Below are 15,874 nucleotides of genomic sequence, written 5' to 3'. Positions count from 1 at the left end.
TTACTTCACCAATTCAAGGGTGGTTTGGCCGATTCTGACGATATCCCCAACGTTTAATTCCCGAGGCGAAGTCAGCCTTTCGTCATCCACGAAAGTTCCGTTTCGTGACCCCAGGTCTTCGATCCACCACTGACCATCTGCAGGAGTGAGTCGGGCGTGCTGGGAAGAGGCGTATTCGTCTTCCAAAACGAGAGTTGACGAGGGTGAACGCCCAATGATGATGGGGGAGGCGCCCAGGGGGATGATTGTTCCAACGAGGGGGCCGCCGGTGAGAAGCAGGTTGCGTGGAGCTGTGCCGGTCTTTGCGCGACGAGACTCACGTCGTTTGCGATCCGCGTCCTTTCGGCCTTTTCCGCGTGGGGTCACCACAGTGCCGAAAATATCTCGGCGCAGGGTTGAGACCGCTCCCAAGACCAGGAGCCAAAGGAATACAAGGTATCCCAGTCGGAAGAGGGTAAAGGTGAGATCAGAAGTCACTGGGCATCCTCACTTTGCGGGTGCGTCCAGAACAAGATACGGGTGCGGCCGATGGTGATCTGGTTTCCGTCAAGAAGGGTCGCCGCGTCGATGCGGTGTCCTTCGACGAAGGTACCATTTGTCGAGCCCAGATCGGTAGCTATAACGCCGGTTGGGGTGATACGAAGTTCCAGGTGGCGGCGGGACACTCCCGAATCAGCGACGGTAATATCGGCCTCGGTTCCGCGGCCAATGACGGTGACGGGTTCAGTAAGAAGCCACTTCTCTCCGTCGACGTCAATGATGGGGTGCTCGGGTGAAGGTGACGAGGCCGTGGCCGGGGCCGCTGCGCCGCGTTCGTTGCGTGCCTGAACCTGGAGCTGGCCGGTGAATTCATCGCTATCTTGTGTGAAGTCGATGGAGATCGGCCCCAGAAGTGAGTAGCCCTGAGACTGTGCGTAGTCGGTGGCTTGCTGAACGAATTCGTCGGAAAGAATATCGAGGTCACCCAGTGCGTTCATGTCTGCTGGCGCCATACGGATAGTGAAGTGATTTGGCGCGATTGCGCGGTCCGTTGACAGTTCTTGGACATGGTCATCCATCGCGCGTTTGAGTGCAGAGGTAACGTCAACGGCTTTGATCCCAGAACGGAACACACGAGAAAAAGCACCGTTCACGCCGCGCTCAACGGCGTTTTCAAAACGGTCAAAAATGCCCATGTCATCTGTTCCTTGTTCGCGGTCTTCCTCTTCTCTCAGACATATCGACACTTAAAGTATCGACAGGTCTACACGGGTATTTTACCGTTTCGGCACCAATTGGGTGGGGTGAAGTCGCCGCGTGGGGCTATGTCGAGGTGTTATCGAAATGTGTTTCACCAGCTGTTTGCCATATCAATTAGCGCTGTTAAACTCGTGGAAGATCCCTGAAATGGAGACGCATGGACCGGTTCAGTACTGCCCCCCACCCGCAGCATGCGCAGCGTAGTTCTCAACGGAGGAATCGTGCTCGCTATGCTCTGGTTTCGTGCATCCTGACAACGCTGGTTGCTCTTCCGGGAGTAGCGAGTTTTCAATCAAGCGCAGTAGCAGATGCTCCCCTAGAAACTCCAGGCGCTGCAAGCATTACGCTCTCGCGTTCTCAAGGGCGTATTGGTCAGGCCGTCCTCAATGACTCAGAAACCGACCGCACAACGGTTGTACCTGATAATTCCTACTTCGGCGTGATCAAAGGGATGGAATCCTATAACTCCGCTGATTCGAATGAAAGCTCTGTTCCTTATAGGGCTGGGTATTCCCAAAAGTGGTTGGACGCGTCTGTCGCGCAGAACGACTACTGGTCCTACATCACCCGCGGTATTGCATGGGAGTATCACCTGGCCAGTGTCTATCAGTACCCCTATTACGGTGATTACACCCCTTACGCCATTTCCGCATCAACGACCAGTGCGCTGGGCTATAAGCCCAATAACCCCGGAACAGTGTCTTTGAATGACACCTTCCTCATCGGTACGGTGCGACACAATAACTTCCCGATCTCTTCAAAGATCCACTGGGTCCACTCTTCCTTCGATATCCGTCTGGGAGACCTCGAAGAGTCTTTCCCCTTCGATCAACACGAAACCGACAACGACACCGACACGACTGCGGTTGCTCGCACGGGTGGTCCCTATAAGTTGATTTCGCGTGCTTCTGCTCCCCGAACTTGTCCAACGAATGCCCCCTACTACGCGCTGACCCGCGAAAATGGTGACGGAGTCTGGTACTGCTACAGCTTTGTGGGTGAAGGTAAGGGCGATCGCGATATCTACACCGATTACCCGAACTACTATCCGCAGTCAGCGGGGAAGCCCGATCAGACACCCGCCTCCGATGACGTCTTGTCTATCACGAAGACAACCTCCGATCGGACCATCACTGTTGACGGGATCCCTTACCGCCTCGTGCTTTTTGGTTTTGTCCCCAGTGCCGATGGAACCTGCCCCGCAAAGCCCCCGGCGGGCGCAACGCCGGTTTCTACCTTTACGACGAAGGAAAACCAGAGTTCCTTCGGCTGCCTCTACGGCTCTTTTAGTCAAGAACGTTACGTGCGAGTGGCGAAGAAGATTAGCGAAGAGTCTGCGGCCGTTGGGACAACAATTCCCCGATTCGGCTTTACAACCCTGGGTGTGGGTGACTGGACTTCTCCGACCGGGACCCCTCTGTCGCTCTATGAACAGGTGGATTCCTTCGTCGACTGGTCTTCTTTTGCAGATTCACCACTGACCCCGACGGGCTATGGCGAAAGCGGCACTGTCACAAGTGGCTACCAGGCCTTCATTCCCGGGTATTCAGAGTTTGTTATTGCAGAAACCGGTCCGACAATCCCAGGTAGAAGACCCCTGCGATTTGGCGAACCTGGCTACTTCGGTCCGTGGATGGTTAGCGATGACCCCAATGCCGCCCGCTGGCAGCTCAAAGATGTGACCTGCCTGAATGGCGTGGGTGAACGCGTGAATGTCAGTCGTGATCCCTTCACAGGTGGCGTGGACTTCTCAGAGGTTGCACCGGCACATTCTGTCGCAGCGCTTCCCATTACCTGCACCTTTACCAATGAACAGAAGGCCCCCAAGCTGCGCATTGAGAAAGCCCTTGAGAGCGTTGAAGGGGCGACGACGGACGATATCACCGTCACGTACCGCATTACTGCAACCAATGACGGCACTATCGCAGGAACAACCGGCCGCCTGGTTGATACCCCACAGTTTGCTCCGGGACTTTCAGTACGCTCAGTAGCGATTGCTGAATCTCTTGACGGTCTTGGGCGCGCACGCCAGCAAGGTAGCGCCTCCTCCTACGTGCTCACTACGGGGACCAACGTTGAAGCCGGCAAGTCTGCCACTTGGTATATCCGCATGAAGGTCCGCAGGGATCGCAATGCCTCGGGTTACAACGAGGCTTCATTGGACTGCAAGACAACGAAGGACCGCCTGACTCCTAAGAACGGTTTGTATAACATCGTCAGCGCTCCCTACGACCACGATGGCGTGAGCAATAACGAGGCATGTGCTCCGGTTCGTCCACGTACCATCCGCGTTGAGAAGGCCGGGACTCAGCCCATCGGTCAGAGGAATGAGGATGGGACTTACCCCTTGGAGGGTGCAGCTTTTGCGATCTATGACAACGAGGCCCTGAGCGGTATCCCCGTGAGCGTCCTCGAGGGCGGATCTGCCTTCGTCAGTGCGCCACTAGAAGTAGACCGCTCGTATTGGTTGGTCGAAACGCGTGCCCCAGCGGGTCATGTTTTGTTGCCTCGTCCCATTCCCTTCCATATCAGCGTTGGAACTGATTCTGCTGCCTCGACCGTGATTACGACCGATTTTGGGGCCGATGAAGGATTCACCTCCGTGCGAGTTCTGCTCGCAAAGGCCGGTACAGGGGATGCCGCTCTTCCGGGTATACGCGTCGTAGATACCCAAGTTGGTCATCTGCCCCTGTCGGGGTCAACGGGTATCTACCCGTACCTCGGTGCCGGTGCGGTACTGATGGTCGCAGCCGGTGCGATTCTGTGGATGAAGCGTCGCGAAGGGCTCGAAGCCTAAGAAATAGATGAAGGAGGGGGTGCCCGCCGTGTGGCGGGCGCCCCCTCCTTTAACGCTCAGTCAGGTGAACTGGTAGAGCGCAGCTCAGAAGTCCCAGTCCTCATCTTCGGTGTCGACAACTTCACCCATAACGTAGGAAGAACCAGAACCAGAGAAGAAATCGTGGTTCTCATCCGCGTTTGGGCTCAGGGCCGCAAGAATCGCGGGGTTCACGTTCGTCGCATCGGCGGGGAAGAGGGCCTCGTAACCCAGGTTCATCAGGGCCTTGTTGGCGTTGTAGCGCAGGAACTTCTTGACGTCCTCGGTCAGGCCAAGCGGATCGTAAAGGTCCTCGGTGTATTCCTCTTCGTTTTCGTACAGTTCGAAAAGCAGGGAGAAGGTGTAATCCTTGAGCTCCTGGCGACGTGCTTCATCGGATTCGTTCACGGCCAGCTGGTACTTGTAGCCAATGTAGTAGCCGTGAACTGCCTCGTCGCGGATAATCAGACGGATCAGGTCGGCAGTGTTCGTGAGCTTTGCGTGAGCACTCCAGTACATGGGAGCGTAGAAACCCGAGTAGAACAGGAAGGACTCAAGCATGGTCGAGGCGACCTTGCGCTTCTCGGGATCGTCGCCCTGGTAGTAGGACTTCACGATCTCTGCCTTGCGCTGCAGGGCCTCGTTCTCGTTCGACCAGCGGAAGGATTCGTTAATCTCTTCAGTCGAAAGCAGCGTCGAGAAAATCGAAGAGTAGGACTTCGCGTGCACCGACTCCATGAAGGCGATATTCGTGTAAACAGCCTCTTCGTGGGGAGTGCGAGCATCGGGGATCAAAGAGACCGCACCAATGGTTCCCTGAAGGGTGTCAAGCAGGGTCAGACCCGTGAAGACACGGTTCGTCATGCGCTGTTCTTCGGCGTTCAGAGTCTTCCACGAAGCCAAGTCGTTGCTCAAGGGCACCTTTTCGGGAAGCCAGAAATTACCGGTCAGACGGTCCCAGACCTCAAGGTCCTTCTCGTCCTCAATGCGGTTCCAGTTAATCGCTTCGAAAGCGGGCGTTACGCTCACGCGTCCTCCTGACACGAATGTTTTCCACGGCCTCGGCGTGATGGTCGGCGGGCCTGACAGTTTTTAAGATTACCGTGTTGACGCGCGCACGTCTGCGCCTCGTCGGAATATTCACGAAAGTGTCTCACTGCCTCTAGGCATTAATCTGCGAGTAGCCCCAGCAGGTGGTCGACAACCTTTCCTCCCGAATAGGCAGAGCCGTCGTGTTGGTACTCATTCGTGATGTAGTGGTGAGCGCCCATGAGTTCGCCCGTCTGAAGCGAGAGCTCGCGCGGCACAAACATGTCGTCGTAGTAGACCGCGGCGGCAACGGGAACGGAATTCTCAGCCAAGACCTCGGGAAGATAAACCGGCGCTACATCCTTCACCTGCGCGAGGATATCGGCAACCTCTGCCAAGGGAGCGAGTCCCGGGTCCTCGTCGAAGACACGGCGCATAAAGTGCTCACCCGTCAGGTAATAGGGCTCGGAAGTATCCAAGGGATCTGCGTCTTTCGCGAATCCGGGGATCTCTTCAGCCAGGCGATCAGCCGACCAATTCGTTGCAGTTCCGTGCAATTCTGGAGTTGCGCAGGCGTAGATGAACTCCTGGAAAACACCGTAAATCGGGGCGACGTTCGTTGCGTCTGCGATTGCTTCGAGGAATTGGGTGGAGAGACGGCGCTGGCCCTTGACGGTCACCCACGGGCCCTCGAGCAGGTAGTGGAGCTGGTCGGTGCGTCCCTGTCCGCCCAGCATCATGCCGATCTGGCGGAAGCGTGCGCTGCTGAGGCGCTCGCCGGTGGGAAGAAGCTCTTCGGTATCGCGCAGGTGTGCGGCGATCTCGCGGACTGTTGTTTCGTCCTCGGGGTGACGCTGGAAGAAAACGCGGTTGCGCGCAGCCGTTCGCTGGTAGGTCAGGCGGTAGATCTCATCGACATGGACGAGGCCGGGTAGGCCTCCCGTGATGAGGCTGGCCTTGAGGCCTTGGGGAGCAAGCGAGAGGTAAGACGTGGTGATGAATCCGCCGAAAGATTGGCCCAAGGTTGTCCACGGCTCTTCTCCGGCGAGCTCGTGACGGAAAGCCTCGGCATCGTAGACGATCTGGTCTTGGCGGAAATAGCGCAGGTAATCTGCCTTTTCCTGCGCTGTCGAAAGGAAGGAAAGGGATTGGGCGTCCATGCGGGTGGACTGACCGGTGCCTCGTTGATCGAGAAGGACCACGCGGTAATCCTGCAGCAGGCGGTTGATCCACCCGCTGTCAAAGGTGCCGAAACGAGGGCTGGGGTAGCCGGGGCCACCTTGGAGGAAGACTGCGTAGGGCGCGTTTTCCTTGCCGGGACGCACGACCTCGCGCGCGAAGATCTCGATACTGGGGTTGTCAGCGCCCAGGGGGCGAGTGTGATCGAGGGGAACGTCAAGGCGGTGCTCGTAAACGGTGTGAGCGTGGTGAGTGTAAGAGGTCGTACGCATGGGACAACAGTAGCCCGTTTAGCGAGTTTCTCTAGAGCCAGTTCAGCATGAGGATGTAGCTGAGTGTCCCAAGACCGACGCTCCACAGGAGGCGTCGCTTTGTTGCTAGGTGGACAACAACCGTAATGGCGGTTGCGACAATGGCTGCCCACCACTGGGAGCCCGCAGCGCCCGCGTTATCGCTGAGAGTCGCCAAGACGAGGATTAGCAGAATTCCCGGAGGCATCCACACGGCCATATTCCGAACGAAGCTGGACTCGCGCAGAGGCTCAAGGATTTTGAAGGGGAGCGCCCGCAAGGTGAAGTCGATGACGAAGACGACCAGGAGGATTCCGAGGAGGTAGGGGAGCGAGTGAGACATCAGGACTCCTCACCTCTTTTTGCAAGCATATGGCGCACCACAAGGGAAGCGACGAATAGCAGCAGTGCGAGCAAAAGTCGTTGTTGTGGCCAGAGCAGCATTGCGATGAGGAATGATCCAGCCGCCAAAACAACCGAGGGAATGTCCTTGAGGGAACGAATTGAGTCGACGGTGAGGGTGATAAACAATGCCGTGAGCGCGAAATCCAGGCCCTGGATCTGTGCGGGAATGAAAGACCCTGCAAGAACGCCAACCAAACCGGAGGCTACCCATGTCGCGTGATAGGTGACTTGCATGGCAAGAAGACGAGGCTTTGTCCAGCCTTCGGGGCGCGCAGCGGTGATTGCGTAGGCCTCATCAACCAGGGCGTACATGGAAAATAGGCGCGCGAGCTTGCCCTCAACCAGGTGAAGAGGGAAGGAGAATGCGTAGAAGAGATGCCGGAAGTTGACGAGCAGCATCGTCACAGCAATGACGGCGATGGGGGTGTGTGAGGCCGCCAAAGTAATAACAAGGAGCTCCGCCGACCCCGAATAGGCAGCGAGAGAGAGTGCTGGTGCCATCCACCAGGGCATACCAAGCTGCATGACCAAAATGCCGTATGCAATCCCCAGAGGAATATAGCCCGCCGCAATGGGTGCGGTCATGCGGATTCCGGTGAGGATTTCCGCGCGGGTTGAGGATGGCATTCTTCTATTCTTGGCAGTCGGAACAGGACCTGCATGCGGTGTTCACGAATTGAAACCGAATGTATCGGCTAACCCGGAAGGTCTCAGATCTTCAGCAACTCGAGTTACCGAGGTAAAACAAGTTAGCGAGCCGAGATCGGTGAGGACTGGTGCATGAGAATTCGAGGCCCGTTTTCCCCTGCAACCCAGGTGCTGCTTTCGCGCAGTTTTCCGCCCGTCCACGTTAGAACGTAGGTGATGACCCATGCATCCGGGTAGCTTTCAGCGGTGTTGTGGTGGCTGCTTGTGCCCTGCAGGCGGTTGACCTGGAAATTTGAGGACTCCGCGTGCTCGGGTGCGCGCCCTTCCAAACCTTGAGTGAGAGAACCGTTGTGCCAGATGCGCATGCAACCGGGGGCCTGAAGTGCTTTGAGGGCTTGAGAGTCTGAGCGCAGCCATGCGTCAAGGAATTGGCGTTCGAGTGCCTCTTCCGTTATTTCCATATCCGTTGCGTTTCCCGGAATTTCCCTGCCTGCCGAGGCGGCATCAGCTGTGGGAGTGGAGGGCTCGAATTCCGTCGATGCGCTTTCTGTGCTTGTTGAAGCAACATCGGTCTTGGACCTAGCTGTGTCTTGTTCAGTGCTGTCGGTGATAACAAACCCTGGGCCTCGAGGAATATCGCGGCCATCGCGGTAGGCTTCCGCGCAGGAACGTGCTGCGTCATCGGCACGCTCGTTGAGTGGGTGTCCGGCATGTCCCTTCACCCACTCGAAGGTAACTGTGCGCCCCTGCATGGCGCGGTCGATTTCTTGAATGAGTTCAAGGTTTTTGATGGGTTTCTTATCGGCCTTAACCCACCCGCGCTTTTTCCACCCGGGTGACCACTTGGAAATCACATTAATTGCGTACTGAGAGTCTGCGAGGATGTGGAGATCTTCGTCGGCCAAACCGGCTTGGGCGGTGGCATTGAGCAGCTCGAGGACAGCATTCAATTCGCCCAAGTTGTTGGTACCACTGGGCCAACCACCCGCATCCCAACAATCCGCTGAGACCACCCATGCCCATCCAGCAGGTCCGGGATTGCCCAAAGAAGAACCGTCTACTGCAGCTGTAATCGTCATAGAAAATTCCTCTACTTGGTAATACCGACCTGGTGCAGCACGAAGGCGAATTCTTGCGCCCTGGCATTCCAGCGTCCCTTGCGTCCAGATGCCCCCGCGTGTCCAGCGACCATTTCGGTTCGGATCACGATGGGTGGTTGATTGGGGACTTGAGCGGTAGCTTGTCGAAGACGTTGGACCCACTTATGGGGTTCAACGTAGAAGACTCGGGTGTCATTGATTGAGGTCGTTGCCATGATTGCCGGATAGCGCACTCCCTGGTGGACATTTTCATAGGGGGTGTATGAGCGCATGAGTGCGTACACTTCAGGATCTTCAATGGGATTTCCCCACTCTTCCCACTCTCCAACAGTCAGGGGGAGGGAGGGATCCAAGATCGTCGTCAATGCGTCAACGAAAGGCACACCTGCGATTATCGCGGCAAAACGATCGGGCTGTGCATTCGTAACTGCACCCATGAGAAGTCCCCCCGCGCTGCGACCCTCGGCGATCAAACGATCCGGGTGAACCCACCTGGAATCAACCAGATAGTTCGCAACGTCCAAGAAGTCGGTGAAGGTGTGGGTTTTCACCAGTTTCTTGCCGTCTTCGTACCATGCGCGTCCCATTTCTCCGCCGCCGCGGATATGGGCGATTGCGTGCACGACCCCTCTTTTAAGGGCAGGAAGACGCAAGATATCGAACTCGGGGTCAAAGGAAATTTCATAGGATCCGTAGCCGTGGATCCACCCCGCATGTGTTCCGTCGGGCTGGGCATCACGTCGATGAACCAAGGTCACGGGAATCTGTGTGTGTCCATCCCGGGCGCACACCCACACGCGTTCTTCAATGAAATCCGAAGGATCCCAATTGGGGACTTCAGTAACTTTGAGAATGCGAGTCTTCCCACTTTGAAGATCGAGTTCTTCCACGGTGGGTGAAGTTAAAACACTCTGATACCCCACACGAACAAGGCAGTCTTCAAAACGCCCAGAACTGAGGGGGTAGAGGCTGCGGATTGTCCCTTCCTTATTGAGTTCTTCCCCGTATGCCCACAGGTCACTGCAATCCGAGGCCGGGACCGGCTTTCCATCAATAACTTCAAGAGGGCGCGTGCGTCGGTAGTAGCGTGCCTGAGGGAGAGCGTCACGCCTGTAGGACAGTGTGAAGAAATCGCGATAGGCCTCTACATCGGTTAGACGCTCGCCATCATGGGCGGTATAGAGCGTCACCCAGCGATCGGGGGAAACGATTGAATCAGCGTCGCCCGCTGAAGGCAGGGGGATGCACGCCAAACTTCCTTCGCGTGAAAGTGCTGTGTGGATGACAAGCAGATGATCGCCTGCGGGTTCAACGTTGATCTGAACGTCATCACGCTTGGCGACAAGGGGAAGCGGAGAAGCGCTGGGTGCATAAGGATCCCACAGCCATGCACCGCCACTGGTTGTCGAGGTCGAATGAACAACGACGTGCCACGGGTCGTTCGATGCGGAAAACCACAGGTCGAAGGCCTCGTCCGGCTCTTCCAACAACAGGGAATCCCCATCAGCATCCGCGCCCACACGGTGATGCCAGAGCTGGAACTGCCGCCACGCGTCATCAACCCGCGTGTAGATAAAGGACTGTGAATCCGCTGCCCACGCAAAGCCATAGCCCGCGTCACTCACAACCTGATCAACGATGTCGCCGCTGGATGCATCCTGAATGATCCACGTCCAGCGTTCGTCCCCTTCGGTATCCCGAGACCAGGCGATCAAGCGTCCATCTGCGGTTGGAACCAATTCCCCGACTTTGAAGAACTCTTCACCTTGAGCACACAGGTTTTCATCGAGAAGGAGCTGCTCACCTTCCAAGGTTTCCTCTTCTATCAGCACCGGAGTTTCGGTGTAGTGCAGGGCAGAAACTCGATAATGCTTCGCGTAGGAATCCTCGTGGAATTGGCGCTGGAAGTACCACCAGTCACCAATCCGCTGAGGAGCCGAATACACAACCGGTGCTGTGAAAGAATCGAACTCTGAAACAAGAGTGTCGACCAATTCCCGTGTAGGTTCGCACACCTTGTCCGCCCAGCGATTTTCCGCCTGGATATGAGCCACAACCTGCGGATCATTACGATCGCGCAGCCAATCCCAGGGGTCATCAAAGTGGTCCCCATGGATGGAACGAACTCGCGTCCCAAAACGCTGCGGGGCAAGAGGAGCTGCTTCTTCAGTCATATGGATACTGTAAGGGAGCGCACCCGCATCTGGAGACCGTTCGGGACACGCTGGCCAAACGCCCTCAAATTAAACGTTAAAATCAGTACCGTGCCCACAGATCAACACATCACTACACAAGCCCCCCAGAGCCTCGGGGAAACTCTGCGCGCCTGGATTAAGGAATTCATCCAATTCGGCCTAGTCGGAGCAACCGCTTTCGTCATCGACATGGGGCTGTTCAACCTTTTCCAGCACGGACCGCTGGGATTCCTTTCAGGCCATGTCAATACCGCGAACGCTCTTGCAGCCAGCATTGCAACCATCTACTCGTGGATCATGAATCGCGTGTGGACCTACCGCGGGCGTACTCAGGAAAACGCTGGCCGTGAAGCATTTCTATTTTTCTTCGCGAACGTGTGCGGCATTGGAATTACGCAGTTCTGTCTGCTGTTCACGCACCACATCCTCGGTTTGACTTCGCCTCTGGCCGACAATATTTCCGCCTATGTCGTCGGCTTCGCTCTGGGAACGGCTTTCCGCTTCGTTTTCTATCACTACGTCGTATTCACGGGAACAAAAAACAGGTAATTTTCGCCATAAATTCCTCCCCACCCCTTCGCGTGCCCCCGCTTTGCGCCGTAGAGTCGAAGGGTGAACGCGAAAACTCTCAAGCACATTGATGACACGGCCCTGGTTTTCGAAGGCGGCGGTATGCGCGGTGCCTTCACCGCTGGAATCACCGCAACCCTGATCGAAGAGGGCATTGATTTCCCCCATGTTTCGGGGATTTCCGCGGGTTCATCGAACACCGTTAACTATGTGTCTCGAGATGCTCAGCGCGCTCACGACACTTTCACGACAGTGGCCGATAGCCCCGAATTCGGAGGTCTCAAGCACTGGGTGCACGGTCGTGGGATGTTCAATGTCGACTATCTGTACGATGAGATCGCTCAGCCCGATGGCGATGCGCCTTTGGACCTCGATACCTTCCTTTCGAACCCAGCAGAGGTTCGCATCGGAGCCTTCAATGCGACCCGAGGTGAAGAAGTCTGGTTCACCAAGGAGGATATGCGAACGATCGAAGAAGTCGGTCGCTGCGTTCGCGCATCCTCGACCCTACCGATCATCATGCCGACGGTCACGATCGATGGCGATACCTACGTTGATGGAGCTCTTGGACCCGATGGCGGAATCCCGCTGGATGCCCCCATGCGCGATGGCTACCGTAAGTTCTTCGTCGTCCTTACGCGCCCGCGAGACTTCGTCAAGTCCCCGATCAAGCCCGGCGTTTACTCCGCCCTCAGGCTGGCTTTCCCCCATCTTCCTTCCATTGCCGAGGCCGTGGCTCGCCGTACCGTCGCCTACAACGCTGCCCGCCGGAAGCTATTTGAGCTGGAGGAACAGGGACGTGCGTTGATTGTGACCCCCGAAGATCTGGCCATCGACAAGATGGAGATGAATGTTGAACGCCTTGAAGATGCCTTTGATGCCGGGGTCTCCCTGGCGCGTCGGGATCTTCCCCGCTGGGAAGCCTTTTTGGGGCTCTGAGGCAGGCTTCAGCACTTATCGGCGGTGAAGATCACTCAGCACCTTCAATATCAAGGGTGTGGGGCTGGACGGAAAACCGTCCAGCCCCACACCCTTACTTGTGATCTGGCAGAAAGCCTGAATATTCCAGTCTTATTCGGTAGCCAGGGCGACCGAAGGACTGACCTTTGCTGCTCTGCGACCAGGTAGCCACGAGGCAACAAGCGCAGCAAGGATAGCGATCATGACCACCGCAAGGATCTGCATCCATGGGATGGTGATGAAGACCGTGATGCCTTCCAGGGGAAGCGCAAGGATGCCTATCGCTCCGAAGAAGATTCCGCACGCGGTTCCAATCAGCGCTCCCGTTACCGAGATGAACAGTGCTTCAAGAGCGAGCATAGATTTCATCTGCCTCTTGGTCAGACCAAGGGCTCGAAGCAGGCCGTTTTCACGGGTGCGTTCGGCAACCGACAGTGACAGAGTGTTTGCAACGCCCACCAGTGCAACCAGGACAGACACTCCCAGCAGGCCGACGACGATGAGCAACATTTGGTTAATGATGCGCGTGTACATCTCACGTTCGATAGCTGAACCGCCAACAGACAGACCGGTGTCAATCTTCGTCAGGTTCTTCTGAACATCTGTCGCAGAAGCACCATCCTTGAGCTTGACGATCATTCCGGTAATTGGAGCCTTTGGCGCAATTTTCAGCAGATTTGCCTGGCTGATCTCATAGGGTGCTGTGGAATTCTTGTCGTACTTTGCCTTCAGGGTCATGCAAGACCCTTCGGCTGCACACAGCTTGACGTTCTTCCCATCCAGGGAACCCAAACTGACCATCACAGTCGCATCGTCGATCTGGTCGACGCTCGAGTGCGCGACCGTTGAGTAGTTGGGCTCTCCTAAAATTTGCATCGCTCCGGGCTCTTCAGAACCATTACCGCCGGGGGCAATGGTTCCATCCTCTGCATTAGCGCCGCCGACGGTGGAATAGACAGGGACTGTAGCGGCAACTCCATCGGTCGAAGAGATGCGCGACTGGATATCGCTACTCAGGGCCTCGTCGCTGAAGTTCGACACCGAAATATCGAAAGGACGACGCTCATTGACTTCGTTAATCAAGGAGTCGCGCATCGACGAGGCGCCGACCATCATGGTGACAACTAAGGTGACGCCAATGACAATCGATGTACCGGTTGCGGCTGTTCGACCGGGGTTGCGGACCGTGTTTTCGCGTGCCATTCGTGCAAGCATTCCCGGCCACAGCTTCCCAAAGAGCTTTGTTGCCGCGGGGACAATGACGGTGCAGGTAATGAGAATGCCCACCAGGCACAGCAATGACAGGCCGAAAGAGGCCAAGAATTTCTGCGAATCATTGTGAATACGAAGTGAGGCGAACAAACTTCCACCGCACAGCACCGTCATCAGCAGTCCCAGGGTCAACGCGAAACGGTGGCTCTTCTGGGAAGTCGCGTCGGCCTCGTTAATCGGGGAAAGGGCAGCGATCGGTGGAACTTGAGAAACCGCGCGGGCAGGTCGGCGCCCAACGAAAACGGTCAGCAGCGTACCGAAGAGCCATACGAGCACGACATAGAGGGGCGAAATCGAGGAGACCACATCGATAAAACTTGTGTCCTCTGTGAGTGTGCTCAGCAAGCCGCCCAGTAGGAGTCCCAAGACGATGCCGACGAGCGAGGAAATCCCGCCAACCGCATAGGTCTCGCGTCGAACCAGAGAACGCACCTGCTTCGTGCTTCCGCCCAGTGCGCGCAGAAGTGCCAGTTCGCGCCTGCGCTGTTGAAGGAGTACTCGGAATGTCGAAGAGACAACAACCGAGGCAACCAAGATCGCAATAGCCGGGAAGATCAGCGCAATCGCGGTGAGCATCGCCGCTGAGACTTGAATCGCTCGCAGGCTTTCCTCCTCAGTTGCGGAGACGCTCGCCACTTTGACGCCCTTGAATGAAGTCAGTTCAGTGGTGAGCTTTTTCGTCCACTGCTCTTGATCATCAGTCGAGGGGTTGCCGTACTTATTCACCGCCGGCGCATTGGTTGCAACGTGAATTTCACCGGCCGGCTTCATTCCCGTGCTTGCCTCGAAACCTTCTGTCGTCACGTAGGACGGCGCCAAAGCTCGATTTCCCGAAGAGTAGGTTCCGACGATGGTGAACTCGTGCGTAGAAACCGCATCGTCACGGGACAGGCTTGTCACTTTGTCGCCAATTTTGAGGGAAGATTCTTTTGCCGTGCGTTGGGGGATGACGATTTCCGAGGCCGTGGCCGGGGCTTTACCTTCACTCATCTTCACCGCGCTGAGGGGTTCCGCGAGCGCGGGAGAAAGGAAGAGCGTTGTCTGATCGCCGCCTGCCTTCACGGCAATGGGGTATTGCGCTGTGATTCCAACCGCCGTCACGCCTTGGATCTTTGCGATCTTTTGGGTGAGGGCATCGAAATCATTGCCGACCTGGGCGGCCGTCATGTTCAGCGCCTCGTCATCAGCGGGACTGTAGGTGACCACCGATGTGGTCCCGCGGTAGGAATTGCGGACGCTACCGGTGAGCGAGGAGGTCATCGTATTTGAGAACAAGAGCGTGATGACGATGAAGGCGGTAGAGATGGCAACCGCCAAGCCAGTTGAGAAGTAGCGGCGACCGTGGGAATGAAGATTGGCTTTCAACAGCCGTGTTGTTGCGCTCACGGATGTCACCTCAACGCAGCGTTCAGCTGCTCTTCACTAGCATTGCGCAGGTCAGAGACAATTTGGCCGTCACGGACAACCAAGACCCGATCAGCGTAGGTTGCGGCGTGAACATCGTGAGTGACCATAATGACGGACTGACCCAGCTCGGTAACCGCTCGACGCAATAGATCAAGAACCTCTGAGGTCGAGTGAGAATCTAGGTTACCGGTCGGTTCATCGGCAACGATGACTGCGGGACGGCTCATCAGTGCACGAGCAACGGCCACGCGCTGCTGCTGGCCACCCGAAAGTTCTGATGGTCTGTGGTTGAGGCGTTGTTCCAGACCCAGCGAAGAAACAATGAAGGTGAACCAATCTTCATCGACTTTCTGCCCTGCAAGTTCCAAGGGGAGAAGGATGTTTGCCTTGGCATCCAGGGTGGGAATCAAGTTGAAGCTCTGGAAGATGAAGCCGATGCGATCGCGGCGAAGTTTCGTCAGATCAGCATCTTTCAAAGCGGTGATCTCTGTGTTTTCGATGAGCACGCGACCTGAGGTCAGCGAATCAAGTCCCGCAAGGATATGCATCATGGTGGACTTACCCGAGCCCGAGGGGCCCATGATTGCGGTGAACTCACCAGAGTAGAAGTCAACGGTGACGTCATTGAGGGCGGTGACCTGGGTATCGCCCATGCCGTAAACCTTGGAAACGTTAGCGAGGCGAACGATTGGGGTCGCAGATGGTTCTGTATTCATACCTCCATCATGATTGCCCGAGTCGCGCAATCGCTATGGGGGGATGCCC

At 56.5% G+C, this 15,874-nt stretch carries 13 protein-coding genes; 3 read left to right on the top strand and 10 right to left on the bottom strand.

Features of this window, described 5'->3' with window-relative positions:
• Together HGAS_RS04245 and HGAS_RS04240 are read right to left on the bottom strand one after the other, a co-directional pair.
• The gene (locus tag HGAS_RS04245) at window positions 1-477 is read right to left on the bottom strand and encodes an FHA domain-containing protein FhaB/FipA (RefSeq protein ID WP_009408012.1); all 477 of its coding nucleotides are present in this window, start codon (window positions 475-477) and stop codon (window positions 1-3) included.
• On the bottom strand, window positions 474-1,175 hold the full coding sequence (locus HGAS_RS04240) for an FhaA domain-containing protein (protein ID WP_009408011.1): 702 nt from the start codon (window positions 1,173-1,175) through the stop codon (window positions 474-476). The genes HGAS_RS04245 and HGAS_RS04240 overlap by 4 nt, the downstream gene beginning before the upstream one ends.
• Window positions 1,176-1,396: 221 nt before the next feature.
• On the opposite strand from HGAS_RS04240, the gene HGAS_RS04235 reads away from it, so the two are divergent.
• On the top strand, window positions 1,397-4,036 hold the full coding sequence (locus tag HGAS_RS04235) for a SpaA isopeptide-forming pilin-related protein (RefSeq protein WP_019126626.1): 2,640 nt from the start codon (window positions 1,397-1,399) through the stop codon (window positions 4,034-4,036).
• An 84-nt stretch (window positions 4,037-4,120) separates the two neighbouring features.
• Here the strand turns inward: HGAS_RS04235 and nrdF are convergent, their stop codons facing one another.
• From nrdF to HGAS_RS04205, 6 genes are all read right to left on the bottom strand, one after another.
• A complete protein-coding gene (gene nrdF, locus HGAS_RS04230; RefSeq protein WP_019126625.1) occupies window positions 4,121-5,083 on the bottom strand; it encodes a class 1b ribonucleoside-diphosphate reductase subunit beta in 963 nt (320 codons plus the stop codon).
• Window positions 5,084-5,223: 140 nt separating this feature from the next.
• On the bottom strand, window positions 5,224-6,534 hold the full coding sequence (locus HGAS_RS04225) for an alpha/beta fold hydrolase (RefSeq protein ID WP_019126624.1): 1,311 nt from the start codon (window positions 6,532-6,534) through the stop codon (window positions 5,224-5,226).
• A gap of 31 nt (window positions 6,535-6,565) precedes the next feature.
• Window positions 6,566-6,895 carry a branched-chain amino acid transporter permease gene (locus HGAS_RS04220; protein ID WP_019126623.1) on the bottom strand — a complete coding sequence of 110 codons (330 nt, stop codon included), beginning with the start codon at window positions 6,893-6,895 and terminating at the stop codon, window positions 6,566-6,568.
• Complete coding sequence (locus HGAS_RS04215; protein ID WP_019126622.1) at window positions 6,895-7,584, bottom strand: AzlC family ABC transporter permease; 690 nt, start codon at window positions 7,582-7,584, stop codon at window positions 6,895-6,897. Before HGAS_RS04215 ends, HGAS_RS04220 begins: the two co-directional genes overlap by 1 nt.
• A 122-nt stretch (window positions 7,585-7,706) precedes the next feature.
• On the bottom strand, window positions 7,707-8,684 hold the full coding sequence (locus tag HGAS_RS04210) for a ribonuclease H family protein (protein WP_019126621.1): 978 nt from the start codon (window positions 8,682-8,684) through the stop codon (window positions 7,707-7,709).
• 11 nt (window positions 8,685-8,695) lie between these two features.
• A complete protein-coding gene (locus HGAS_RS04205) occupies window positions 8,696-10,879 on the bottom strand; it encodes a S9 family peptidase (RefSeq protein ID WP_019126620.1) in 2,184 nt (727 codons plus the stop codon).
• Between the two features lie 90 nt (window positions 10,880-10,969).
• Here HGAS_RS04205 and HGAS_RS04200 point away from each other — a divergent pair, with 90 nt between their 5' ends.
• The gene (locus HGAS_RS04200) at window positions 10,970-11,449 is read left to right on the top strand and encodes a GtrA family protein (protein ID WP_019126619.1); all 480 of its coding nucleotides are present in this window, start codon (window positions 10,970-10,972) and stop codon (window positions 11,447-11,449) included.
• Window positions 11,450-11,512: 63 nt separating this feature from the next.
• On the top strand, window positions 11,513-12,409 hold the full coding sequence (locus tag HGAS_RS04195) for a patatin-like phospholipase family protein (protein WP_019126618.1): 897 nt from the start codon (window positions 11,513-11,515) through the stop codon (window positions 12,407-12,409).
• 132 nt (window positions 12,410-12,541) lie between these two features.
• Here the strand turns inward: HGAS_RS04195 and HGAS_RS04190 are convergent, their stop codons facing one another.
• Both HGAS_RS04190 and HGAS_RS04185 read right to left on the bottom strand, forming a co-directional pair.
• The gene (locus HGAS_RS04190) at window positions 12,542-15,088 is read right to left on the bottom strand and encodes an ABC transporter permease (protein WP_019126617.1); all 2,547 of its coding nucleotides are present in this window, start codon (window positions 15,086-15,088) and stop codon (window positions 12,542-12,544) included.
• Window positions 15,089-15,093: 5 nt separating this feature from the next.
• Entirely contained in the window at window positions 15,094-15,825 is a 732-nt protein-coding gene (locus HGAS_RS04185) for an ABC transporter ATP-binding protein (RefSeq protein WP_019126616.1), read from the bottom strand.
• Between the last annotated feature and the right edge of the window lie 49 nt (window positions 15,826-15,874).

The organism is Actinomyces sp. ph3, from assembly GCF_000308055.1.
GTDB lineage: Bacteria > Actinomycetota > Actinomycetes > Actinomycetales > Actinomycetaceae > Pauljensenia.
Note: the sequence above shows the minus strand (reverse complement) of the source record. Positions and strands in the feature narration are given on the sequence as shown.

Excerpts from the sequence above, each read along its gene's own strand:
- HGAS_RS04210 (WP_019126621.1), bottom strand. The coding sequence starts at position 8,684 with ATGACGATTACAGCTGCAGTAGACGGTTCTTCTTTGGGCAATCCCGGA.
- HGAS_RS04205 (WP_019126620.1), bottom strand. The coding sequence starts at position 10,879 with ATGACTGAAGAAGCAGCTCCTCTTGCCCCGCAGCGTTTTGGGACGCGA.
- HGAS_RS04235 (WP_019126626.1), top strand. The coding sequence starts at position 1,397 with ATGGACCGGTTCAGTACTGCCCCCCACCCGCAGCATGCGCAGCGTAGT.
- HGAS_RS04220 (WP_019126623.1), bottom strand. The coding sequence starts at position 6,895 with ATGTCTCACTCGCTCCCCTACCTCCTCGGAATCCTCCTGGTCGTCTTC.
- HGAS_RS04225 (WP_019126624.1), bottom strand. The coding sequence starts at position 6,534 with ATGCGTACGACCTCTTACACTCACCACGCTCACACCGTTTACGAGCAC.
- HGAS_RS04215 (WP_019126622.1), bottom strand. The coding sequence starts at position 7,584 with ATGCCATCCTCAACCCGCGCGGAAATCCTCACCGGAATCCGCATGACC.
- HGAS_RS04185 (WP_019126616.1), bottom strand. The coding sequence starts at position 15,825 with ATGAATACAGAACCATCTGCGACCCCAATCGTTCGCCTCGCTAACGTT.
- HGAS_RS04240 (WP_009408011.1), bottom strand. The coding sequence starts at position 1,175 with ATGGGCATTTTTGACCGTTTTGAAAACGCCGTTGAGCGCGGCGTGAAC.